Origin of the sequence: Noviherbaspirillum saxi, from assembly GCF_003591035.1 — a bacterium.
Lineage (GTDB): Bacteria > Pseudomonadota > Gammaproteobacteria > Burkholderiales > Burkholderiaceae_D > Noviherbaspirillum > Noviherbaspirillum saxi.
This window is the reverse complement of sequence record NZ_QYUO01000002.1, coordinates 363,282-386,671: the sequence shown is the minus strand read 5'-3', so window position 1 is coordinate 386,671 and position 23,390 is coordinate 363,282. Positions and strand designations below refer to the sequence as shown.

Genomic DNA, 23,390 nt, shown 5'->3' with positions numbered 1-23,390 from the left:
ACGTGGCCGGCTGCGGCCGCACCGAACTGGCCGATATTTTCCGCCTGCACGGGCAAGGCTACCTTGCCACGCATGCGCTCGCCCGATCGCAAGCCAAGGCATGGCGTGCGATCGTCTCCTGCCGTACCCCGGCCCTGGGCGGGCATGTCGACCAATGCGCCGCCTGCGGCACGACCAGGCACGTCTATCATTCCTGCCGCAACCGCCACTGTCCGCGCTGCCAGACACGCGCCAAGGAACAATGGATCGCGAACCGGCATCGCGAACTCCTGCCGGTGCCTTACACCCATCTGGTCTTTACCATCCCGCATGCGCTCAATGGCGTGGCCAGCCATCACTTCCGGGCAATCACCGACATCCTGTTCGCGTCGGCAGCCGCCACGTTGACCGCCTTCGGCGGCAACCCGCGCTGGCTGGGCGGCAAGCTCGCGTTCTCGCTGGTGCTGCATACCTGGTCGCAGAGCCTGATGCGGCACCTGCATGTGCATGCACTGGTTGCAAGTGGTGCATTGACGCCGGACGGGCAGTGGGTGAGCAGCCGTCGCGGCTTCCTGTTCCCGGTCAAGGCGCTGTCGAAGGTGTTTCGCGGGAAGTTCATTGATGCGCTTACCCAGGCGCGCGAGCAAGGGCGCTTGAACCAGGATGCCAACACCAGCGACGCGGCATGGCGGCAGTTGCTGCGCGAGTTACGCCGGCACGACTGGGTGGTGTACGCCAAGCAGCCGCTGGGCGGTCCGGCTCAAGTACTGGAGTACTTGGCGCGCTACACGCATCGGGTTGCCATCTCCCACGAGCGGCTGGTCAGCATGGCCAATGGCACCGTCGCCTTCCGGGTGCGCGACAACGCCAATCCGGGCAAGAAGCGCATAGAGCGCCTGCCGGCACAACAGTTCATCGGCCGCTTCCTGCTGCATGTACTGCCGTTGGGATTCAAGCGCATCCGGCACTACGGCATTCTCGCCAGCGTTCACAAGCACAGGCAGCTGGCGCGATGCCGGCAGGCACTGGCAGCGCCCGAACCAGACGCCGCCATCATTGAAACAGTCGATGCGTTCTTGCGCAGGGTAACCGGACAGGCGCTGGCTTGCTGCCCGCATTGCGGACAGCCCGCAATGCGATTGATGGAAGTGGTCGCGCCCAGCCGGTGGCATGCTTGCTCGACAGGACCGCCATGAATGCTGCCCAAGAATTCCATCACCCCTTGGGATGGCAAGCGACGTTGCCAGGGCGGGGCTCGTCCGGTCCGGCAAAATCAAGGCACGATCAACACACGGCCGGAGGCCATCGACATCTGCCTGCTTGTCGGCAGATGTATCAAACAAGAGAAATGGTCGGCCGGCACCGGATTCCCTTGCCAAACCAACACCCGCCCGGCTTACAATCCCCCTAACCACCGCCGAAGTTGGCGGTTCAGTCCAACAGCGTTTATCTGCCGCTGCCGCGCCGCAGCCCTTGACTGACGCTGCTGGAGCGACAGATAAACTCTATTCGTTAGAGCGCATGGGCGAGCAACCTGAACCAATCGATCCCTGGGTGCCAGGCAGCACATCGGCGGGACAAATGCTGTGGCTCGCAAACGCGTACGCCGAAGGTGCAGAGGTACTCGCCGACGCTCTGGTTACCGATGACTTCACTCGCCAGTTCACGAGTACGCGCGTTGTACTCCACCTATGCCGGCATGCTGCCGAGCTGTACTTAAAGGGGGCTATCGGTGTTGCTACAAATCAACCGCCACTAGCCACTCATCGGCTCGACCAGTTGTACGCTCAATACGTATTGCTGTATCCGCAGGAGCATCATTGGCTCGAGGTGCCATTCTCTCGACAAGTTCTTTCGGCGGACGAGGGCCTCTTCCCCGGAACCATGGAGGAGTATCAGCGAACGCACGATCAACGATTTCGCTATCTGACGGACACGAAAGGTAAGCCGTTTATGGAGTTCGAAAAATTTGATGTACGCGCCTATGCGGAGGCGATCACCAGTTTCCGTCAAGCGCTTAGCATCCTCGTCGCACGGATCGAGTTCCCGTGCGGCTTCGATTAATGCGCTCTAACGATTAAGGTTAGATCGTGGCTCGCTTCGCAATCACGATCTAACCTTAATCGTTAAACCATAAAAGGAACGAATATGGATGTTGTCGCTGTAAAAGAACATTGCAGCCGCTATCCTGGAGCATCGTCGAAAGTGTTCGGCCCGCCCAGCAACGTTCTCGCATATACAGTTGGAGACAAGCAGTTCGCGTACTTTAAGACCAGCGAGCCTGAAAAATGGCGTTTTAGTATTCGTACTACGCCAGATCGCTTTCTTGAACTAACCAATGTTCCTGGCATCAAGCCGGCGCGTTACATGGCTCGGTTTCATTGGGTCACGATCGTCGACGTCCGTACTATCCCGCCAGACTATCTCCAAGAGCTGATCATGTGGTCCTACAAAAAGGCGCTCGGTAGCCTGACAAAGCGGCAGCAGCTCGCAATTGTCAATGAGCGGCCTAACAACACCGCGTCCATGCCGACGCTGCCCCAAGGCCCCGTTTGACATAGGCGTTAAACATATGGAAATCAGCCTTTAAATAAATTGCTTTATGATCAGTGGTCATGTGAGCGAAAGGGTAATGTATGGCTGCAATTGATGATCTGGTTAAAAAGCATAAGGCAGGCGCGCAGTTTGTCATTAGCGCGCAGATGCTTCGCTTGAAACCACAGGAATTCGATCCTATGGCGCAGCGCTGGCTCGATGACGGCGGACCGGGATTCAACGTCGTCGGGGTTCCTCATAGAACCGTAGTGGATGGTGAGTTCCTCATTAGCCGCGTTACGGTGATAAGGACGACAGCACCTTTGTAAGCTGGTGCGAAGCAGTAAGGTGCAGCAGCGCCATTGTAAAAACGCCCCTACCGCACATTCATCCTCTGCCGGTACTCCCCCGGCCCCGTGCCTGTCCATTTCTTGAACGCGCGATGAAACGCGCTGGGTTCCGCAAACCCCAGTTCCATTGCGATATCCATCACGCTTTTGGAGGTATGGCATAAATAGTCGATCGCGAGGTCGCGCCTGAGCTGGTCCTTGATCGCCTGGAAGGATTGCCCTTCGTCTTCCAGTCTGCGCCTGAGTGTCGACGGCGTCATGTGCAGGCTTCGCGCGAAGCTGTCGAAATCCGGCCATTCGGTGCGCGCGGCCGAGCGCAGGCGGCGGCGGATCTGCGCGGCGAGACCGGTGGTGTTCTTGTATTTCAGCACGATGTTGGCTGGCGCCACGCGCAGAAAATCCTTGAGCGTGCGTTCGTTCTGGATCACCGGCAGATTCAGATAGCTGCGATCAAAACTTAATGCCGTCGCGTCTGCGTTAAAGCTCAGCTGCTGCGAATACATGAAAGGATATTCCGCGCTGCGCGAGGGTTCGGGATAGGCAAACGCCGCCGACAGGATCGGAATGCGCCGTCCCACCAGCCAGCATGCGACGCCATGCTGCATCATCAGCAGCGTCTCGTGTCCGAATACCCTGGGGCAGCGCGGATTCGGCCTTTCCCGGATCGTCAGGCGGCCATGGCGGCTGTCGGTTTCAAGGCTGCAGGCGAAGTCGTCCAGGATCAGGTTGAAGAAACGCGCCATGCGATGCAACGCACTGTCGAGCGTGGGGCAATGAATCAGGGTATGGCACATCATCGCGAAGCTGCCGACCTTCATGCGGCGCGTATCCTGGGCAAATAATTCGTCGTCCAGGGCGCGCGCCACGGCCAGCCAGAGCGCGCTGAAATTTTGCGCGGTCACGCGGCCTTGCGCGCTGTTGAGCAGGGCGGGCGAGATGCCGGCCTGCCGCAGGACGGCTTGCGCATCCAATCCGCGTTCGACGATGGGTTCGAGCGCGGAATGAACGAAATAGATCGAGATGCTGCCTTTTTCCATGCGCGTCAAGGTGCAGTGAGAGATGCCATGGAGACAGATTTTAGCGCGGAAGGCTTTGTACCTTGTGGAGGGAAGGCAAAAAGTGGCAAATATTTGCAGCAATATTGGCGTTTTTTGACATGGCTGCAGTGCCTCCGCGTGCCTATACTCAAAATCGGCCGGCGCGGCGCAACGCCGTGCCGGCAATGCCGACAACAACAAGATCAGCTGTCAAAGAACGTCGCATACTGATCTTCACGCCATCATCCTTCATCTCCGAGACAAGGTGAAACCATGAACGCCACACAGGCTTTTTTTGAAGCGCGCGATTTCCTGCAACGCCATCGCGAAGATTACAACACTGCTTACCGTGATTACCGTCCGCCGGTACTGGACAATTTCAACTGGGCGCTGGACTTTTTCGATGTGCAGGCGCGCGGCAACCAGGCGCCGGCGCTGTGGGTGGTCGATGAAAACGGCAGCGAACAGAAAATCTCATTTGCCGAGATGGCCGAACGCTCCAACCGCGTCGCCAACTATTTGCGCGGCCTGGGTGTCGGACGCGGTGACCGCCTGCTGCTGATGCTGCCGAACCGGGTCGAATTATGGGAAGTGATGCTTGCCGGTATCAAGCTCGGCGCAGTCATGGTGCCGACCACGATGCTGGTATCGACCGAAGACCTGGCCGACCGGCTGGAACGCGGCGCGGTGCGCCATGTGATCGCGCAGGCATCCGAAACGGCGAAGTTCGCAACGCTGGCCGGCGACTACACCCGGATCAGCGTCGGCGGCAAGGCCGAGGGCTGGCACGACTTCGATGACAGCAGCGCCGCCGGCAGCGATTTCGTCCCGGACGGCGTCACGCCGGCCAGCGATCCGCTGCTGCTGTACTTTACCTCCGGCACCACCTCCAAACCCAAGCTGGTCTTGCACAGCCATCAAAGCTATCCGGTGGGGCATTTGTCGACCATGTACTGGATCGGCCTCAAGCAGGGCGACGTGCATTGGAATATCAGCTCGCCGGGCTGGGCCAAGCATGCATGGAGCTGCTTCTTTGCCCCATGGAATGCCGGTGCGACGATCTTCGTCTACAACTATGCGCGCTTTAGTGCAAAGCAGTCGCTCGACGTCATCACGCGTTGCGGCGTCACGTCGTTGTGCGCGCCGCCGACCGTGTGGCGCATGATGATCCAGGAAAATCTGGCCGCATTCAAGGTGCCGTTGCGCGAACTGGTCGGTGCCGGCGAGCCGCTCAATCCGGAAGTGATCGAGCAGGTGGAACGCGCCTGGGGCATACGCATACGCGACGGTTTCGGCCAGTCCGAGACCACGGCCCAGATCGGCAATACGCCAGGGCAGTTATTGAAGCCGGGATCGATGGGCCGGCCGCTGCCCGGTTACCGGATCGCCTTGCTCGATCACAACGATGCGCCGGCCGACGAAGGCGAAATCTCCATCGTTACCGCGCCGCCCCCGCTGGGCCTGATGCTGGCCTACGAAGGCGATGCCAAAAAGACCGCCGAAGTCATGCGCGACGGGTATTACCACACCGGCGATACCGCGACCCGCGATGCCGACGGTTACTACTTTTACGTCGGCCGCAATGACGATGTCTTCAAGTCGTCCGATTACCGGATCAGCCCATTCGAGCTGGAAAGCGTATTGATCGAACATGAGGCAGTGCTGGAAGCGGCGATCGTGCCTAGTCCCGATGCCTTGCGCCTGTCCGTGCCGAAGGCGTTTATCAGCCTGCGCGAAGGGCACAAGCCCAGCCGCGAACTGGCGATTTCGATCTTCGAGTTTGCGCGCGAGAAACTGGCACCGTACAAGCGGATTCGCCGCATCGAGTTCAGCGATCTTCCGAAAACCATTTCCGGCAAGATCCGTCGCGTCGAACTGCGCAAGCAGGAACAGGAGCAATCCGGCCAGACGCGCGGCCAATATGAATTCTGGGAAGAAGACCTGACTTGACATCAAGACAAGTCGGTTGCGTCAAACTGGCAAATCCTTGCAGCCAGTTTGACGCTTTCCGGCATGGCAAGCCGTCGCCATGCTTTCTATACTCCATCCATACAACGCCCCATCCTGCCACCCCATCCGTAGCCAAAGGCTGATCATGACCGACCTTTCCATTGCGCAAAAACTGACCGAATACAAACCGGCCAACAAGGTACGTTTCGTCACCGCCGCCTCGCTGTTCGACGGGCACGATGCCTCGATCAACATCATGCGGCGCATCCTCATGGCCAATGGCGCCGAAGTGATCCATCTCGGGCATAACCGCTCGGTCGATGAAATCGTGACTGCCGCGTTGCAGGAAGACGCGCAGGGCATTGCGATTTCGAGCTATCAGGGCGGCCACGTCGAATACTTCAAGTACATGATCGACCTGCTGAAGGAACGCGGTGGCGCGCACATCAAGGTGTTCGGCGGCGGCGGCGGCGTGATCGTGCCGTCCGAGATCGCGGACCTGCATGCGTATGGCGTGGCGCGCATCTTCTCGCCGGAAGACGGGCAGCGTCTCGGTCTCGTCGGCATGATCCTGTCGATGATCCAGGCTTGCGATGTCGATCTGTCCGGCTATACGCCGACCACGCTCGACGTGCTGATGCAAGGCGATATCCTTGAACGCCAGCGCCCGCTCGCGCAACTGGTCACCGCGCTGGAAAACGACAAGCTTGCGCCCGCGCTCAAGTCGGAACTGCACAAGGCCGCCGACGTGATCAAGACGCCGGTGTTCGGCATCACCGGTACCGGCGGCGCGGGCAAGTCCTCGCTGACCGACGAACTGATCCGCCGCATCCGGCTCGATCAGGACGACGCGCTCAATATCGCCGTGGTATCGATCGATCCCTCGCGCCGCAAATCCGGCGGCGCCTTGCTGGGCGACCGTATCCGCATGAATGCGATCAATCCCTGGAACGGCCAGTCGCGCGTGTTCATGCGTTCGCTCGCCACGCGCGAAGCCGGTTCGGAAATTTCACAGGCGCTGCCCGATGTGATCGCTGCCTGCAAGGTCGCGGGATTCGATCTGGTGATTGTCGAAACTTCCGGTATCGGGCAGGGCGATGCCGCGATCGTTCCGCACGTCGACCTGTCGATGTATGTGATGACGCCGGAATTCGGCGCCGCCTCGCAACTGGAAAAGATCGACATGCTCGACTTTGCCGATTTCGTCGCGATCAACAAGTTCGACCGCAAGGGTGCGCAGGATGCATTGCGCGACGTCGCCAAGCAATATCAGCGCAACCGCGAGCTGTGGAGCAAGAAGGCGGACGAGATGCCGGTCTACGGCACGCAGGCGTCGCGCTTCAATGACGATGGCGTGACCGCACTCTATCAGGGTCTGTTGCCGGCCCTGACCGAACTCGGCCTTAACGCAAAGCCGGGCAAGCTGGCGCCGGTCTCGGTGCGTTTCTCTTCAGGCAAGAATGCGATCGTGCCGCCGGCCCGCAGCCGTTATCTGGCCGAGATTGCCGACACCGTGCGCGGCTATCATCAGCATGTCGGCAAGCAGGTGGCGCTGGCGCGCGAACGCCAGCATTTGCAGGAAGCGGCGCGCATGATGCAGGCGGCCGGCAAGAGCGCCGACATCGCCGACCTGATCGACGATCGCGAAGCCCGCCTCGATGCCGAAGCGAAGAAACTGATCGCGATGTGGCCCGACATGCAGGCTGCCTATGCCGGCGACGATTATGTCGTCAAGATCCGCGACAAGGAAATCCGCACCCGCCTCGTGCAGACCACGCTGTCCGGCACCAAGATCCGCAAGGTGGCGCTGCCGAAATTCCAGGATCATGGCGAAATCCTGCGCTGGCTGATGCTGGAAAACGTGCCAGGCTCCTTCCCCTACAGCGCCGGCGTGTTCGCCTTCAAGCGCGAAGGCGAAGACCCGACTCGCATGTTCGCCGGCGAGGGCGATGCCTTCCGCACCAACCGCCGTTTCAAGCTGGTGTCCGAAGGCATGGACGCCAAGCGCTTGTCGACCGCGTTTGATTCGGTCACGCTGTATGGCGCGGATCCTGCGCCGCGTCCTGACATCTACGGCAAGATCGGCAATTCCGGCGTGTCGATCGCGACGCTGGACGACATGAAGGTGCTGTACGACGGCTTCGACCTGTGCAGTCCCTCGACCTCGGTATCGATGACGATTAATGGTCCCGCGCCGAGCATCCTCGCGATGTTCATGAATACCGCGGTCGACCAGCAGATGGACAAGTTCCGCGCCGACAACAAGCGCGAGCCGACCGCCGACGAAGCCGCCAAGATCAAGGCATGGGTGCTGCAGAATGTACGCGGCACGGTGCAGGCCGACATCCTGAAGGAAGACCAGGGACAAAACACCTGCATCTTCTCGACCGAGTTTTCGCTCAAGGTGATGGGCGATATCCAGGAATACTTTGTCCATCATCAGGTGCGCAATTTCTATTCGGTATCGATCTCCGGCTACCACATCGCAGAAGCAGGGGCCAATCCGGTTTCTCAGCTCGCATTTACGCTGTCGAACGGTTTCACCTTTGTCGAAGCCTATCTGGCGCGCGGCATGCACATCGACGATTTCGCGCCCAACCTGTCGTTCTTCTTTTCCAACGGCATGGACCCGGAATACACGGTGCTGGGCCGCGTCGCGCGACGCATCTGGGCAGTCGCGATGCGAGAAAAGTACGGCGCCAATGAGCGCTCGCAAAAACTCAAATACCACATCCAGACTTCCGGCCGTTCGTTGCATGCACAGGAAATCGACTTCAACGATATCCGCACCACGCTGCAGGCGCTGATCGCGATCTATGACAACTGCAATTCGCTGCACACCAATGCCTACGATGAAGCGATCACCACGCCGACCGACGAATCGGTACGCCGTGCGCTCGCCATCCAATTGATCATCAACCGTGAATGGGGACTCGCCAAAAACGAGAACCCGAACCAGGGCGCGTTCATCATCGAAGAACTCACCGACCTGGTCGAAGAAGCGGTGCTGCAGGAATTCGAGCGCATCGCCGAGCGTGGCGGCGTGCTGGGTGCGATGGAAACCGGCTATCAGCGCGGCAAGATCCAGGAAGAGTCGATGTATTACGAGCAGCTCAAGCACGACGGCACGTTGCCCATCATTGGCGTCAATACCTTCCGCAACCCGAAAGGCGATGCGACGCCGCAATCGCTGGAACTGGCGCGCTCCACCGACGACGAGAAGCAGTCCCAGCTCAAGCGCCTGGCTGACTTCCATACACGGCATGCCGATGCCGCACCGGCTTTGCTGCACAAGCTGCAGCAGGCCGTGATCGAAGACCGCAATGTATTCGACACCTTGATGGATGCGGTGCGGGTCTGTTCGCTCGGACAAATCAGCAGCGCATTGTTCGAAGTCGGCGGCCAATACCGCCGCAGCATGTAAGGACGACACGCAGTCATGAGCCGTCAAGCCGTCCGCCAGCTGAAACGCGCCGTCGCCGACGGCAAGGATACCGATGCGATGCAGGCGCTGCTGCAACGGTCGGTGCGCTTCGGTCACAAGCGCCTTGCCCTGATGCGCTGCATACAGGCCGAGCAGCTCGGCATCGCTGTCCTTCCTGAAACGTTACACTATTGCCAGCGCGTGGCTGACGCCATGAGGCCGGATGAACTGGCGCGCCTTATCCGTCAGGTGACCGCGGCACATTGAATGTACACATTGCATCGAACAGATTGCCCAACATAATAGGAAAGAGATAGTCATGCAAGAAGACCTGGTATTGGCCCGCAAGGAGGGCCGCGTAGGCATCCTCCAACTCAATCGTCCCGCACAGCTGAACGCCTTGAACGATGCACTGATGGATGCGCTCGGCATCGCCTTGCTGGCGATGGAGCAAGACAATGATATCGGCTGCATCGTGCTGACCGGGAGCGCCAAGGCGTTTGCGGCGGGCGCCGATATCGCCGCGATGCAGCCGATGAATTACATCAATGTGGTGCGTAACAACTTTATCGGCCGCAATTGGGAAACCATTCTCACCCTGCGCAAGCCGGTGATCGCAGCGGTCGCCGGCTATGCACTCGGCGGCGGGTGCGAACTCGCGATGATGTGCGACTTCATCATCGCCGCCGACAACGCCAAGTTCGGCCAGCCGGAAATCAAGATCGGCGTCATTCCCGGCGCGGGCGGCACTCAACGCCTGCCGCGTGCCATCTCCAAATCCAAAGCGATGGACATGGTGCTGACCGGCCGCATGATGGATGCGCAGGAAGCCGAACGCGCCGGCCTGGTGTCGCGCATCGTACCGGCCGACAAACTGGAACAGGAAGCGATCGAAGCCGCAACCATCATTGCCGCCATGTCACTGCCCAGCGTGATGGCCGCCAAGGAAGCCGTCAACCGCGCCTACGAATCGACGCTGAACGAAGGCGTGCTGTTCGAGCGCAGAACCTTCCACGCGTTGTTCGGCACGCTCGATCAGAAGGAAGGCATGACAGCATTCCTCGAAAAGCGCAAGCCGGACTTCAAGCATGAGTGAAGCCGACGCCGTCAGTCGTCTGCAAACGGCGTCTGAACTGATAGCCGGCCGCCGTTCGGTGCGCGCCTTCCACTCCACTCCGGTCGAGAAGTCGACCGTGACATCGATACTCGATATGGCGGGGCGAGCGCCGTCCGGCTCCAACACCCAGCCGTGGAAGGTGTACGTGGCGACCGGCGAAACCCAGCGCCGCGTGATCGATGCGCTGGTCGCCGCATTCAATGCACCGGATGCGGCCGAACGCTATGCGGAAGAATATCCATACTATCCGCGCCAGTGGATGCCGCCGTACATCGACCGCAGACGAAAGATAGGGTGGGATTTATACACGCTGCTCGGTATCGGTAAAGCCGACAAGGCGCGCATGCATGCGCAGCATCGCCGTAATGTCGAATTTTTCGGTGCACCGGTCAGCCTGTTCTTTACGATAGACCGAGTGATGGAGCAGGGCAGCTGGCTGGACTATGGGATGTTCCTGCAAAACGTGATGCTCGCGGCGCGCGCACACGGGCTGGAAACCTGTCCGCAGGCGGCGATCAATCCATTTCATACTGTGCTGCGCGAGCTACTGCAGTGGCCGGATAACGAGACCATGGTCTGCAGCATGTCCTTAGGCTATGAGAACGTGGATTCGGTCGAAAGCCGGCTGGTGACCGAGCGGGCGCCGGTGGAAGAGTTTGTGAAGTTTGTTGACTGATGATGTGAATGCAGGACGGGGAGACGTTTGCAGTTTCCCGTCTTCGGCATGTGGCAGCAGAGGTTCCAATAGACGTTGGGTTCAATTCATCACCGGATGCATATCGGTTATTCGAGCCCCCCTTTAACCGCTCACTAGAACACTTTCGTCCTGACTGGCTCAGTCGAGGCCGAAACGTATTAGCTGCGGAACAAGGCGCGGCGACGCGTCGTAGCGGGCTCGGCGCCCCCGTGCTAAGGCAAGGAGCATCGGCGGCCCCCCCCGCAACGCCGTGACGTGGGCAATACGTCCAGCATCGGCGAGCTGGTCAGGACGAAAGTGCTCTAAAGTCAGCACGCATCAAATCAATTCCTGGCTAGGGCAATTCAATTTCGGAAGAATTGACTGGCCTCATATGTTCTTGAAATTCTTTGCTGATCGGGATCCCATATTTCTGCAAAACCTCATATAAATTTTGTTCTACATTTTCGTCTGTATATTCTATTGATTTAATTTCCGAAAGCATTTCCGGAGATATCTGATTCAAATACTCCTCGGCCATTTTCTTTGTTTTTAAGTAGCGGGTTGCATTTCCAGCAAGTGGAAGAGTATAAAGCGCGCTTGGAATTCCAGGAATAACACCCAATGGCAGCAATATTGCAGCCTTTTTCCCTTGCCTGATTGCTTCTGATTTTGTGAAATCTCGCCCCTTTCGACTTTGCAAATAACGATAGGCGGTCATTGAAACGTCTTCGACTTGAATAGCATCGACTGTGCTATTGCGAATATATGCACATTGTTCTTCACATGGCATAGGTCCAATCAATAAAGAGTTTTTTGGATCAACGTGCTCTAGCGACGAGCTTGGGACCCGGGCGCTTTGAGGAGAGCCTGAACTTACCTGCGTATCTAGTCGTTCAGTCGATAGTGTGGCTTGGCGCTGGGGTGGCAGTGTCGCAACGGACGGTCCTGAAACGTGGCTGATGGTTGGCATCGTCGCCTGGCTATAGGTCGATGATGAAGGTGTCCGATCCGATGGTGATGTGGGCGATAGCGGCTGCATGGCGAAATGTCCGGTGGTGGAATGGTAACGTGTCCTGAGTAGCGTATACCCCGCGACGAGTTCCGGTTCGATCACAAGAAATTCTTTCCGGTAGACCAAGCGCCCGACAGAAATTGATGATCAAGGCAATACATACTCCGTCAATTCCATCGACATCTTCCCGCCGCTGAAAAACGCCGTCGACAGTTCTTCTATCCTTTCCAGCTTCACCAGTCCTATCCCTTTGCAATACCATTCATTCGTCACCAGCGGCACCTTGTGAAAACCACGTACCGGATCGGTGTACAAGGTCAGAAACGCAAGCCCGCTGACACGCGCGCAATTGCTGAATTGTCCCGCTGGCACGGTCACGGTTTCATCGACGGACTCGACGGTGTAGGTCATCAAGGCTTTATGCGAGTACTTCAGTTCGCGTGGAAACTCGCTTTTGCGCAGAATGAAGTAGGTGGTCGTCAGTGTCGTCCACGCACTGCCTTTCCTGAGCGGCACGGGCAGCACGGTACGGGGCTGGGCATCCATGGTCGCGCGTTCTTCCAGATCACTGCGTTGCGCAATCCGTACAAACCGGTCCGGTAGCGTGCTGATCCAGTACTCCACGCCGATGTTCTGTTCGCTCTCGCTGCGTCGGACCGCCACTTGCCGATTGTCTTGCGTGATCTGCTTGATCACGCTGATGACGTGGTTTTCCCGTGAGGCATTGCCGTCACTTTCGCTGCTGACCGTGTAGGCCCAGCGTGTGCCCGTCGCCAATGGAAAATAAGAATCCTCCTCTACCTTGTTGCCGCATCCGCATAACATGGCGGCAAGCATGAAGGAAACGATGATGTGGCGCATGCTCATTTCTCCGGCAGTGACGGCGAAGGCGCGTCGCTGATGCGCACCTTCACATTCGGATCGGCCGCATTGCGCAGCCACGAGCCGACCTTGCCGCCAGCAGGTGCCTCGGTCGAACCGATCTGGCTGATACCTTGCCGGCTCTTTTTCATCGCGTCATTGAGGACGCTGTGCAAGTCCTTGCGATAGGCGAGGCGATAGGCGCGAGGTTCGGGCACCGGTCGGTTGTCACGGATGGCATTGACCCACAGGTACAGCGCGCCGCCGACGCCATGCTCCTTGTCAGGCTCTTGCGTGACCACCGCCAGCAATACGAATTTTTCCGGCAGGCGCTCGTCGGCGGGCCAGCCCAGCATGCGCTGGAATGCACCCTGCGCGAACAGATAACTTAGTGTGACGATGCCTATCATGCCCATCTTGACCCAGCGCGGCCAATGTGTCGCCAGACAGAGCACCAGCAGCAGGAAGGCAACCGCGACGTAACACAGGGTGAGCAACAAGGCACTATCGTTCATAGCGTCTGCACAATGGTTTTAGGAAGGGTGTTGACATCGGTGACCGCGCCGGAAGCATCCACCGTGAATCGCACGGTGGTGCGCTCCGCGCCTTTGGACGGGAGTTTAATGTTGCCGTAAAAAATGACTTCCGCCTTGGGATTGACCTTGATGACGGAAACATTCGCCTCTACCGGTTCGTGGTTCTTGGTTTCGTAATACTGCACGTTGACCGTGTATTCGCCAGCGGCGAAGCCGCGGATGGTTACGACTTCCTGATTCAGCGGATTGATGATTTCCCGGCCGTTGACCAGCAGGATTTCTCCTACCGTTCCGCGGTCGTCGCGGTCCAGATGCATGAGGCCCGCTTCGCGTTGCCGGAACCAGACCAGGTTTCCGGCCGGGTCCTGCACCCAGGTATCGAGATCGTTGGGATTGAGATCGGGCCACGATACGGTGATGATGAATTCCGCCTTGCTCGGAATGTCGCCGGCCTTCTTTGCAACCGGATTCATCGCGAGCAACGCGACGATGAAGCAAAAGACAAAAGCGATCAGGATATTGAACAGCATGTCGTAGAAGGGATCGACTTCCGCTTCCCGCTTTTTTCGGCCGAGCGCCATCAGCCTATCCGTCCGGTGTCGGACAGGCTTTTACCGGTCTGCAAGGTATCGGCCAGCAGCGTGTCGGCGAACCGGTCCAATCTCACCAGCTGCAGGCCGAGCAGGATGTTGGCGACCAGGCCGACGGCGGTGGTCAGCAATGCAATGCCGAGCCCGCCGGTCAGGTTGCGCAACAAGGTTTGCGACTGTGCCGGGTCGAAGTTTTCGATACGGGCGATCTGCAGCGCAAGGATGCTGAAGCCGATCACCTTGCCCAGCAGGCCCAGCTTGATCTGGATGCCGTTGATCCACCATGCCGATTCGCTCGGACCATGCAGCCGTTCCGCGAGTATGTCGCCAAGGTGCCGCGTCGCGGCATGGTCTTGCGAGGCATCCGCCACGCGCGCCAGGTAGTCGCGTACCGCGCTCCCATCGCTCGGGCTATCCACGGGCGCCGAGGAGCCCGGCAATGCCCGCGACGACTTCCAGTCAGCAAGATCGGCTCTTTCCCTGCATAACCGATGGGCGCGCATGCCGCACCACATGGTCGATGCGCCAAAGATAAGCAGTATCAGTAATGTGATGCCGGTCGGGTCCGCCTTGACCAGTGTGGCCCACACATCATGAAGCCATAGCAGGTAGGCGGAGAACAAGAGCAAGCCAGCATACGATAACCAGTGCAGATACAGGATGAAGGGCGGCTCCAGTCCGGCTGCCGTCCTTGCGCAAACAGACGGTCTGGTCAACGGCCGAAAAACGGCGAATAGCTTGCGCACGGCAGGTCTCCGTATTGATGAACCTAAGGATTGCGCCGTCGGTCCGTATGATTTTTCGTGTAACCGGCGCAATATTCATGCCGAGGGATGGACGCCTACGAAAACTGTTCGCAGATGGAATGGGAAGAGAGAATTGCGCCGTTATCGGCTGCTGCCCCATCGGTGTGACAGTCCGACTGTCCCAGCTTTTAACAACGGTGCTCCATATTGGATCAATGTTGAGGATCGAACGGCCGACAGCTGTTTGCAGGCGCATGCGACAGGTTTGCAAATACCATTGCCTGCATGACCCGGATCGATACCTTGTGCGTGAAGGGCAGGGATCGATGCTCGGGTAATGGCACAGTACTTGCCTCAACGTACCCGTCTGATTACTTAATACGCTGAGGAGGCACAATGAAGTTTTCCCTATCCCTGACCCGCTCGGCGCTCGGTGCGCTGCTCTGTACCGTCGCACTGCATGCGCCGGGCGCTTTCGCCCATGGTGATGTCACGCCGCAAGCGGTCGACACCAAGGCACTGACGCAGCTTGGCGATCAATGGCGCGAAGAGAATCCATACCGCAGCAGCAAGGAAGCGATCCGCATCGGCGGTTCGGCCTATAACCAGAACTGCGCCCGCTGCCATGGCATCGAAGCGATTTCCGGCGGTATTGCGCCTGACCTGCGCAAGCTCGATCGCGACTGCGTGAACCAGAAAGTCGAAAACAAAAAGCAGGCCTGCCTCAAGGAGGTGGATCAGTACTACGTGACATCGGTGCGGCGCGGAAAAGTGCGCAATGGCGCGGTGTATATGCCGCCGTTTGAAGGCACGCTCAGCCAGGAAGCCATGTGGGCGATGAAGGCATATCTCGATACGCGTCGCGAGACGAAGTAAAACAGCGGCGACGGCCGGACTGCCGTCGCTTTAAAAACTATAACGGAGACTATGATGAAAACCATTTCACTACCCAGGCTGGGCTCGCTGTTTGCCGTTCTCTGCGCCGTGTCGGCTGCCATGCCGAGCGCACATGCCGATCTCGACAAAGTCAAGCAATCCGGTGTCCTCAAGGTCGCCGTGTACAAAGACATGCTGCCCTTCTCGGCCAACAACGGCAATGGCATCGATGTCGAACTGGCGAATGCGCTGGCCGTCAAGCTCGGCGTACGCACCAGCTTTCTTCCCTTCGATGCGGGGGAGAACCTGAATGACGATTTGCGCAACATGGTGTGGAAAGGACATTACCTCGGCTATGGGCCGGCCGACGTGATGATGCATGTGCCGGTCGATACCGGATTGATGGCGGCGAACAAGAACGTGTCGATTTTCGCGCCCTACTACCGCGAGCAGGTGCGCCTGGTCCGCGACGTGCGCAAAATTCCGAACTGCGACTCTGTCGATTGCCTGGTGGGTAAAAAAGTCGGCGTCGAAAAAGTCTCGATTGCTGCCGTCGTCTTGCTCGGCGAACAGGATGGCAAGGTGCGCGACTCGGTCAAGATCTATGACACCGCTGCGGCCGCCCTGGCAGCGATGAAAGCGGGAGAAATCGATGCGGTTCTGGCCAACCGGTCCGAGATCGAATCGGCGGTGCGCGGCAATGCCGATTATCCGCTGAGCGACCTGAGCTTTGCGCGCTTGCCGCGACAGGGATGGATCGTCGGTCTTGCGGTCAAACAAAGCAATACCGAACTGGCGCGCGCGTTGCAGGCTGCCGCCAACGATCTGTCGACCTCCGGTGAACTGGCGAAGATCTTTGCCAAATACGGAGTGACGCCCACCAGGCCGTGATCGTGATCAGGCTGCTGCTTGTAGCGCTATGCTTTTGCATCGTCGCATTGGCACCGGCCCGCGCTGGCGTGATGACGCACGCGCAGCTGGAACAGAAATTCCCGGCACCGTTGATGATCGGTCAGAAGGATACGACGGTGCCGGTATGGCCGGTGTTCAAGCAGAACGCCACCGCGAACGAATTGGTCGGTTACCTGTTCGAGTCTATCGATTTCGCTTCGGTCCCCGGCTTTTCGGGCACACCGGTCAACTTGCTGGTGGCGCTTGATGCCAGGGGCGTGTTTATGGACGTGCAAGTCATCTCGCATCATGAACCGGTCTTTCTCGAAGGCTTGGGCGAGGGGCCGCTGCACAAGTTCGTCAACCAATACCGCGGCATTTCGCTCAAGCAGAATGTCGCGATCGATACCGCGCCCAGGGATCGCGCCGACAAGTCGGGCGGCAATGTGCATATCGATGGCGTGGCGAAGGCCACCGCGTCGGTCAGGATCATCAATCAAAGCCTGTTGTCGGCTGCGCTCAAAGTCGCACGCAAAAAACTCGGTTACGCCGGCACCCGCGATCCCGACCAGATCGCACGCATCCGCGAAGAACTGGCCGAGTCGCTCGATATCCGTGCACTGACGGCGAACGGCTTGTTCAAACGCGTGGTATTCAGCAATGGCGACGTGGAGAACGGGTTTGCCGGTACAGCGGGCGCCGGGCTCGATGCGGAAGCGCTGGCCAGGCCGGACGATGCATTCATCGAGCTGCAGGTGGGATTGGTGTCGGTACCGTCGATCGGCCGCAGCCTGCTTGACGACGCCAGCTGGCAAAGATTGAAAGGACGGCTCGAAGAGGGCGACCATGCGGTGCTGGTATGGTGGAACGGACGTTACGGGCCCGTGTCGGGCAGTTTCGTCGCCGGCACCGTGCCGGATCGCCTGATCCTGTCGCAGGAAGGGTTGCCGATCGAAATGCGCGACCTCAACCTGGACCTGAAGCTGCGCGATGCCGATGCCTTGCCACCGGCATCGATGAAGGTGTTCAGGATCATTAGCCAGGCCGGGCTCGATCCGGCGCAGGCGCTCGACCTTTCGCTGCGGGTGACAAGGCTGAAAGGCATGATCTATCCGGAAAGAATCGGGCAGGACTTTGCCATGCGCTATCGTCTTCCTGAGCGTTTTTACATAGTGCCTGCCGGCGACAACAAATCATGGCTGCCGGTCTGGAAGCAGCGCTGGTGGGAGTTGGCGATCGTACTCGCAGGCCTTATCGTTTTATTCCTTGCACTGGCGCGACAGAAAAGCCTGGCCCAGGATGGCCGCCGCTTCGGCTGGTTTCGTACCGCCTACCTCGGCTTTACCTTGTTCTTTCTCGGCTGGTTCGCGCAGGGACAGCTTTCCATCGTCAATATCACCGGAGTCATCCAGGCGATCAAGGATGGGCGTGGCCTGGACTTCATGCTGTACGACCCGGTATCCATCGTGCTCTGGTGCGGCGTGCTGGTGTCGCTGCTGATCTGGGGACGCGGAACCTTTTGCGGATGGCTATGCCCGTTCGGCGCCTTGCAGGAATTTGCGGCCCGGTTGGGGAAATGGCTGAAGCTGCCGCAGATCCGTGTCCGGGCCGCACTGGATGCCAGGCTCAAGCTGCTCAAGTATCTGGTGCTTGCGGTGATACTGGGCAGCGTATTCGTGGCGCCGTCGCTGACCGACAAGCTGGCCGAGGTCGAGCCTTTCAAGACCGTGATCACGCTCAACTTCGTCAGGTCCTGGCCCTTCGTGCTGTATGCGGCCGGGCTGCTGCTTGCCAGCGCCGTCTGCTACAAGTTCTTTTGCCGTTATCTGTGCCCGTTCGGCGCAGGGCTGGCAGTGCTGGGCAGATTCCGTCTGCTGGCATGGCTGCCGCGTCGGGCGCAGTGCGGCCAGCCTTGCCAGACCTGCCGCTATCGCTGCGACTACGAAGCGATCCGTCCCGACGGCACAATCCGGTATGACGAATGTTTCCAGTGCATGGATTGCGTGGTGATTTATCAAAGCGATGAAAAGTGCGCGCCGCTCATCCTAGAAAAGAAACGGCGTGTGCCGATTTCAATCCGCGCAGCGTGACTGGCTCAGCGAGAGGTACGCAATGCAACGCAGAAAATTTATGTCCACAGGTGTGGGAGCATTGGCACTGGGCGCCGGCGCGTTATCGATGTGGGAAGCGGCGGCATTTGTCCATGCAACGCGAACCGATTCCCTACAGACCGGCAAGCGCTTGTTCAATGGCGCGGACCTGGCATTTGGTACGACGGTATCGGTGCAACTGTTGCATCACAATGAAGCGGTCGCGCGCAAGGCAATCAGGGAGGCGCTCGATACGGCGCAGGCTATCGACCGCTTGCTGAGCGTTTATCGCGAAGGAAGTCAGGTGTTCGAACTGAACCGCACAGGGCGCCTGCGCGATCCCGATCTGCATCTGTTGAAGGTGCTCGACGCGGCATGCCGTTTGTCGCGGCAAACTGCGGGCGCATTCGACATTACGGTGCAACCATTGTGGCTGGCTGCGGCGAACGGGAAGGATCCACGCGATGCGCGCCGCCTGGTCGGATGGCGCAAGCTGCACATCAGCCCGGAACTTGTGCAGTTGAAGCAGCCCGGCATGGCGATCACTTTGAACGGGATCGCACAAGGCTATGCAAGCGATCTGGCACTGGCAGCAGTGCGCGCGCATGGGATCAACGATGTTCTGGTCGACATCGGCGAGTTTTCGGCGAGTGGACAGCGCGCCCCGCAACGTCTCTGGCAGGTCGGCATCCAGGATCCGCGAGATCCGCAGTCGCTGGTCGGCACCGTGTCGCTGCAAGCGCGCAGCCTTGCAAGCTCGGGCGATTACGAGACCGCATTCAGTGAGGATTTTTCATCGCATCATATTGTCGATCCCAACACGGGCCATTCACCGCTAGAACTGGCGAGCGTCGCCGTTGCGGCACCCACTGCCATGCTTGCCGATGGCTTGTCGACCGCGTTCATGGTGATGGGAACGCAACCGGGACTTCAGCTGGCAAACCAATTGCCGGAGATTGATGCGCTCTTCATCGACAAGTCGGGAAGACAAGCGCAAACCGCCGGTTTTCCATGGATTGCATGAAGCGGTGCCTTCTTGCGATTGATCAAAATTTGCACGGCGTTGTCCTGTGTTGATCCAAATCTACACAAGTAAGCAGCTGCCATCGCTGTTGTGGTTGCTCGCCGAAATCGACAATGTGTAGCATGCGACGCATCGATTCCGCAATCGCTGATGTCGCGATTCCGGACGATTTCAGTTTGCCGAGACGCGGTCGAATTTCCCGTCAAAACAATTACTTAGTTTTCTTCAACGGTATGAATCAAGGACCGGTCGGCAAAGCCGGAGCCGACCGGCCGGCATAAAACCCAGAGAAAAAACGCGGCATTAATGCATACCGGCACAGCTTTTGCGCTTACTTCTCCAAGCCAGATCACTGGTGAATTTCACTTTAAAAATCCTGGGAGGAGAAATATGAACAAGAAGTTGTTGTTGGGCGCGGCTGCGCTCGCGTGCGGGCAGATGGCACAGGCAGTGGACCTGCAAGCGGGAGAATGGACTGTGTCTGTCGGTGGTATCGCCAATGCCTATTACACCGCAGTCGATTGCTCGGGTACCCAGGTGCCGGGCCTCGGCCTGGCAAATCGCGCACTCGGTTGCGGCGGTGATGACCGCAGGACCACCATCGGCAATGGCTTGCTGCCCAACGCGCTCATCACCAGTGTGAAGTCGCGCCAGGGCGAGTACGATGTCGCAGGCACGATCGGCATCATGGCCCACACGGCGACCGACAGCGCAATCGCGGCCAATAGCGGCGTCGATGTGCGCCAGGCCTTCCTGTCGTTCGGAAATTCGGGCATGGGCACAATCAAGCTTGGACGCGACTATGGCATCTTCGGCTCCAACGCAATCCTGAGCGACATGACCCTGCTCGGCGCGGGCGCACCGGTGCAGGCAACGCAGCGCGGCCGCGTTACGCTCGGCCACATCGGCGCGGGCTACACCTATCTCGGCAACTATGGACAAATCGCCTATAGCACACCGAAGATGGGCGGCATGACAATCGACGCCGCGGTGGTCAGTCCGGTTGGCAATGGCGGCGGTTTCAATGCAAAGTCCCAACCACAAGTGCAGGCACAACTGAGTTATGGTGTCGATGCATGGAAGACCTGGGTCGGCGCAAAGACGCAAAAGTTTTATTCGTCCACTACCGCTTCCGATTTCCAGATGACAGGTTTTGAAGTCGGTGCGTCGTACAACAAGGGCGCGCTCGGTCTCCTGGCAAACGTACAGACAGGCAAGAGTCTGGGCATACTTTCCGACGCGGATCAGGGTGACATCCGTTCGACCAACTATCTGCTGCAGGCAACCTACAAGACCAGCGACAAGCTCAAGCTCGGTGTCGGCTACGGCATGAGCCGCAATCGCGAAGACACGACAGGTCTGCGGTCCAACAGCAATCTGACGCTGGGTTCCTACTATGCGCTGACCAAGAGCGTGACACTGGTCGGTGAACTCGGCCAGACGCGCTCCAAGGCGGTCACCGGCGGCGAAGCACGCATGAATGGCGTTTCGCTTGGCGGAATCCTTTTCTTCTAAAAGAAAGAGCGGTGATGCATAAGCATGCATCACCGCGAAGCAGTGCAGCAATGAACGACTAACGAAGCAAACACGAGAACCAGCATGTCTGACATTCAAGCTCCGAAGCAAGAGAACCGCGTATTCAACGCCCCCGAAAAATTTGTCAAGCGCGCCAACATATCCGGCATGGATGCGTACAAGGCCATGTGCGCTGCCGCTGAGCGTGATTACGAATTGTTCTGGGCCCAGCTCGCCCATGAAAACATACTCTGGCGCCAGCGCTTTACCAAGATTCTGGACGAGACGGATGCGCCGTTCTATCGCTGGTTTGAAGATGGTCAGCTGAATGTTTCGTATAACTGTCTTGATCGTCATTTGAGACAAGGGAATGGTGACAAGAAGGCGATCATTTTCGAAGCGGATGATGGCGTGGTCACTGAAGTGACTTATCAGGAATTGCATGAACGCGTGTGCCGGCTGGCGAACGGCCTGCGGCAGCTTGGCGTCAAGAAGGGCGATCGCGTCGTGATCTACATGCCGATGTCAGTCGAAGGCGTAACAGCCATGCAGGCCTGCGCCCGTATTGGAGCGACGCATTCGGTGGTGTTCGGCGGCTTTTCCGCCAAGGCGCTGCAGGAACGCATCATCGATACTGGCGCCGTTGCGGTTATCACTGCCGATGAACAGGTACGCGGCGGCAAACGATTACCACTCAAGAAGATCGTCGATGAAGCGCTGGAAGCAGGCGGCTGCGAAAGCGTGCGCAATGTGATCGTCTACCGCAGAACCGGCGGTAACATCGACGTGACGGCCGGCCGCGATCTGTGGCTGCACGACGTTATCTCCAACCAGGACAGCACTTGCGAACCGGAGTGGGTCGATGCAGAACATCCGTTGTTCATCCTGTATACCTCCGGCTCGACCGGCAAGCCCAAGGGTGTCCAGCATGCCTCCGGCGGCTATCTGCTGTGGGCGGCACTGACCATGAAGTGGACCTTCGACATCAAGCCCACCGACATTTTCTGGTGCACCGCCGACATCGGCTGGGTCACCGGCCACACCTATATCGCCTATGGACCGCTGGCCGTAGGCGCAACCCAGATCGTGTTCGAAGGCGTGCCGACCTACCCCAACGCCGGCCGCTTCTGGGACATGATTGCCAAACACAAGGCCACCATTTTCTATACCGCGCCCACCGCGATCCGTTCGCTGATCAAGGCCGCCGACGCCGATGCCGAGGTGCATCCAAAGAAATATGATCTATCCTCGCTACGTCTGCTCGGTTCGGTCGGCGAGCCGATCAATCCGGAAGCCTGGATGTGGTACTACCGCAATGTGGGCAATGAACACTGCCCGATCGTCGATACCTTCTGGCAAACCGAGACTGGCGGCCACATGATCACGCCGCTGCCGGGCGCCACACCGATGGTGCCGGGTTCGTGCACGATGCCGCTGCCAGGCATCATGGCCGCGGTGGTCGATGAAACCGGCAACGACTTGCCGAATGGACAGGGCGGCATCCTGGTGGTCAAGCGGCCCTGGCCATCGATGATCCGCACCATCTGGGGCGATCCGGAACGGTTCAAGAAGAGTTATTTTCCGGAAGAGCTGGGCGGCAAGATTTACCTGGCTGGCGACGGGGCGGTGCGCAATGACAAGACCGGTTACTTCACGATCACCGGTCGCATCGACGATGTCTTGAATGTATCGGGTCACCGCATGGGTACGATGGAAATCGAATCGGCGCTGGTGGCCAATCCGCTGGTGGCGGAAGCGGCAGTGGTGGGCAAGCCGGACGAGACCACGGGCGAATCGATTTGCGCCTTCGTGGTGCTGAAGCGGGCGCGGCCGAGCGGCGAGGAAGCCAGGCAGATTGCCAAGGAGTTGCGCGACTGGGTGGCCAGGGAAATTGGTCCGATCGCCAAGCCCAAGGAAATCCGTTTCGGCGACAATCTGCCCAAGACCCGTTCCGGCAAGATCATGCGCCGCTTGCTGCGCGTACTGGCCAAGGGCGAGCAAATTACGCAAGATATCTCCACACTGGAAAACCCGGCGATCCTGGAGCAGATGCGGCAGGTTCAATAGAGTTGCCGTGTTACGTGAAGAGCCCGCATGGTTATGAGCCTTGCGGGCTTTTTGTTTTTTGAAGCATAAGCGCGTGCGCTGGAGCAAGCGTAATCACATGCACCAAAATAA

21 protein-coding genes are annotated in these 23,390 nt (G+C 58.8%); 15 read left to right on the top strand and 6 right to left on the bottom strand.

From position 1 onward, the window contains the following. Positions 1–2 precede the first annotated feature (2 nt). From D3871_RS17655 to D3871_RS17640, 4 genes are all read left to right on the top strand, one after another. A complete protein-coding gene (locus D3871_RS17655) occupies positions 3–1,175 on the top strand; it encodes an IS91 family transposase (protein ID WP_119770415.1) in 1,173 nt (390 codons plus the stop codon). A 277-nt stretch (positions 1,176–1,452) separates the two neighbouring features. Then, positions 1,453–2,043 (top strand): hypothetical protein, encoded by a 591-nt coding sequence (locus D3871_RS17650; RefSeq protein ID WP_147376839.1) that lies wholly within the window; start codon positions 1,453–1,455, stop codon positions 2,041–2,043. An 84-nt stretch (positions 2,044–2,127) separates the two neighbouring features. Next, a complete protein-coding gene (locus tag D3871_RS17645; protein WP_119770413.1) occupies positions 2,128–2,535 on the top strand; it encodes an MmcQ/YjbR family DNA-binding protein in 408 nt (135 codons plus the stop codon). Positions 2,536–2,615: 80 nt separating this feature from the next. Next, a complete protein-coding gene (locus tag D3871_RS17640) occupies positions 2,616–2,843 on the top strand; it encodes a hypothetical protein (protein ID WP_119770412.1) in 228 nt (75 codons plus the stop codon). 47 nt (positions 2,844–2,890) lie between these two features. Here D3871_RS17640 and D3871_RS17635 read toward each other — a convergent pair whose 3' ends face one another. Beyond that, positions 2,891–3,901, bottom strand: a complete 1,011-nt coding sequence (locus tag D3871_RS17635) for an AraC family transcriptional regulator (protein ID WP_119770411.1) — start codon at positions 3,899–3,901, stop codon at positions 2,891–2,893. Between the two features lie 273 nt (positions 3,902–4,174). Here D3871_RS17635 and D3871_RS17630 point away from each other — a divergent pair, with 273 nt between their 5' ends. From D3871_RS17630 to D3871_RS17610, 5 genes are all read left to right on the top strand, one after another. Beyond that, on the top strand, positions 4,175–5,851 hold the full coding sequence (locus tag D3871_RS17630; RefSeq protein WP_119770410.1) for an AMP-binding protein: 1,677 nt from the start codon (positions 4,175–4,177) through the stop codon (positions 5,849–5,851). A 145-nt stretch (positions 5,852–5,996) separates the two neighbouring features. After that, the gene (gene icmF, locus D3871_RS17625) at positions 5,997–9,275 is read left to right on the top strand and encodes a fused isobutyryl-CoA mutase/GTPase IcmF (RefSeq protein ID WP_119770409.1); all 3,279 of its coding nucleotides are present in this window, start codon (positions 5,997–5,999) and stop codon (positions 9,273–9,275) included. Positions 9,276–9,290: 15 nt separating this feature from the next. Then, positions 9,291–9,542: a hypothetical protein gene (locus D3871_RS17620; protein WP_119770408.1), complete on the top strand. Its 252-nt coding sequence runs from the start codon at positions 9,291–9,293 to the stop codon at positions 9,540–9,542. A 52-nt stretch (positions 9,543–9,594) separates the two neighbouring features. After that, positions 9,595–10,371: an enoyl-CoA hydratase gene (locus D3871_RS17615; protein WP_119770407.1), complete on the top strand. Its 777-nt coding sequence runs from the start codon at positions 9,595–9,597 to the stop codon at positions 10,369–10,371. Further along, positions 10,364–11,068 (top strand): nitroreductase, encoded by a 705-nt coding sequence (locus D3871_RS17610; RefSeq protein ID WP_119770406.1) that lies wholly within the window; start codon positions 10,364–10,366, stop codon positions 11,066–11,068. Before D3871_RS17615 ends, D3871_RS17610 begins: the two co-directional genes overlap by 8 nt. A gap of 355 nt (positions 11,069–11,423) precedes the next feature. On the opposite strand, the gene D3871_RS29945 is transcribed toward D3871_RS17610, so the two are convergent. The 5 genes from D3871_RS29945 to D3871_RS17585 form a co-directional block, all read right to left on the bottom strand. After that, a complete protein-coding gene (locus D3871_RS29945) occupies positions 11,424–12,041 on the bottom strand; it encodes a hypothetical protein (RefSeq protein ID WP_147376838.1) in 618 nt (205 codons plus the stop codon). Between the two features lie 189 nt (positions 12,042–12,230). Continuing rightward, a complete protein-coding gene (locus D3871_RS17600; protein ID WP_119770404.1) occupies positions 12,231–12,944 on the bottom strand; it encodes a hypothetical protein in 714 nt (237 codons plus the stop codon). A 2-nt stretch (positions 12,945–12,946) separates the two neighbouring features. Next, positions 12,947–13,459 carry a hypothetical protein gene (locus D3871_RS17595; protein ID WP_119770403.1) on the bottom strand — a complete coding sequence of 171 codons (513 nt, stop codon included), beginning with the start codon at positions 13,457–13,459 and terminating at the stop codon, positions 12,947–12,949. Further along, positions 13,456–14,061 carry a hypothetical protein gene (locus D3871_RS17590; protein ID WP_119770402.1) on the bottom strand — a complete coding sequence of 202 codons (606 nt, stop codon included), beginning with the start codon at positions 14,059–14,061 and terminating at the stop codon, positions 13,456–13,458. Before D3871_RS17590 ends, D3871_RS17595 begins: the two co-directional genes overlap by 4 nt. Beyond that, positions 14,061–14,816, bottom strand: a complete 756-nt coding sequence (locus D3871_RS17585) for a hypothetical protein (protein WP_233575701.1) — start codon at positions 14,814–14,816, stop codon at positions 14,061–14,063. The genes D3871_RS17590 and D3871_RS17585 overlap by 1 nt, the downstream gene beginning before the upstream one ends. A 396-nt stretch (positions 14,817–15,212) precedes the next feature. On the opposite strand from D3871_RS17585, the gene pedF reads away from it, so the two are divergent. The 6 genes from pedF (at position 15,213) to acs (ending at position 23,279) form a co-directional block, all read left to right on the top strand. After that, on the top strand, positions 15,213–15,692 hold the full coding sequence (gene pedF, locus D3871_RS17580; protein ID WP_119770401.1) for a cytochrome c-550 PedF: 480 nt from the start codon (positions 15,213–15,215) through the stop codon (positions 15,690–15,692). Positions 15,693–15,743: 51 nt separating this feature from the next. Beyond that, complete coding sequence (locus D3871_RS17575; protein ID WP_233575700.1) at positions 15,744–16,583, top strand: substrate-binding periplasmic protein; 840 nt, start codon at positions 15,744–15,746, stop codon at positions 16,581–16,583. A gap of 2 nt (positions 16,584–16,585) precedes the next feature. Continuing rightward, entirely contained in the window at positions 16,586–18,673 is a 2,088-nt protein-coding gene (locus D3871_RS17570; RefSeq protein WP_233575699.1) for a 4Fe-4S binding protein, read from the top strand. A 40-nt stretch (positions 18,674–18,713) separates the two neighbouring features. Then, the gene (locus D3871_RS17565) at positions 18,714–19,697 is read left to right on the top strand and encodes an FAD:protein FMN transferase (protein ID WP_233575698.1); all 984 of its coding nucleotides are present in this window, start codon (positions 18,714–18,716) and stop codon (positions 19,695–19,697) included. Positions 19,698–20,087: 390 nt separating this feature from the next. Continuing rightward, positions 20,088–21,212: a porin gene (locus tag D3871_RS17560; protein ID WP_119770398.1), complete on the top strand. Its 1,125-nt coding sequence runs from the start codon at positions 20,088–20,090 to the stop codon at positions 21,210–21,212. Positions 21,213–21,296: 84 nt separating this feature from the next. Then, a complete protein-coding gene (acs, locus tag D3871_RS17555) occupies positions 21,297–23,279 on the top strand; it encodes an acetate--CoA ligase (RefSeq protein ID WP_119770397.1) in 1,983 nt (660 codons plus the stop codon). Positions 23,280–23,390: the final 111 nt, after the last annotated feature.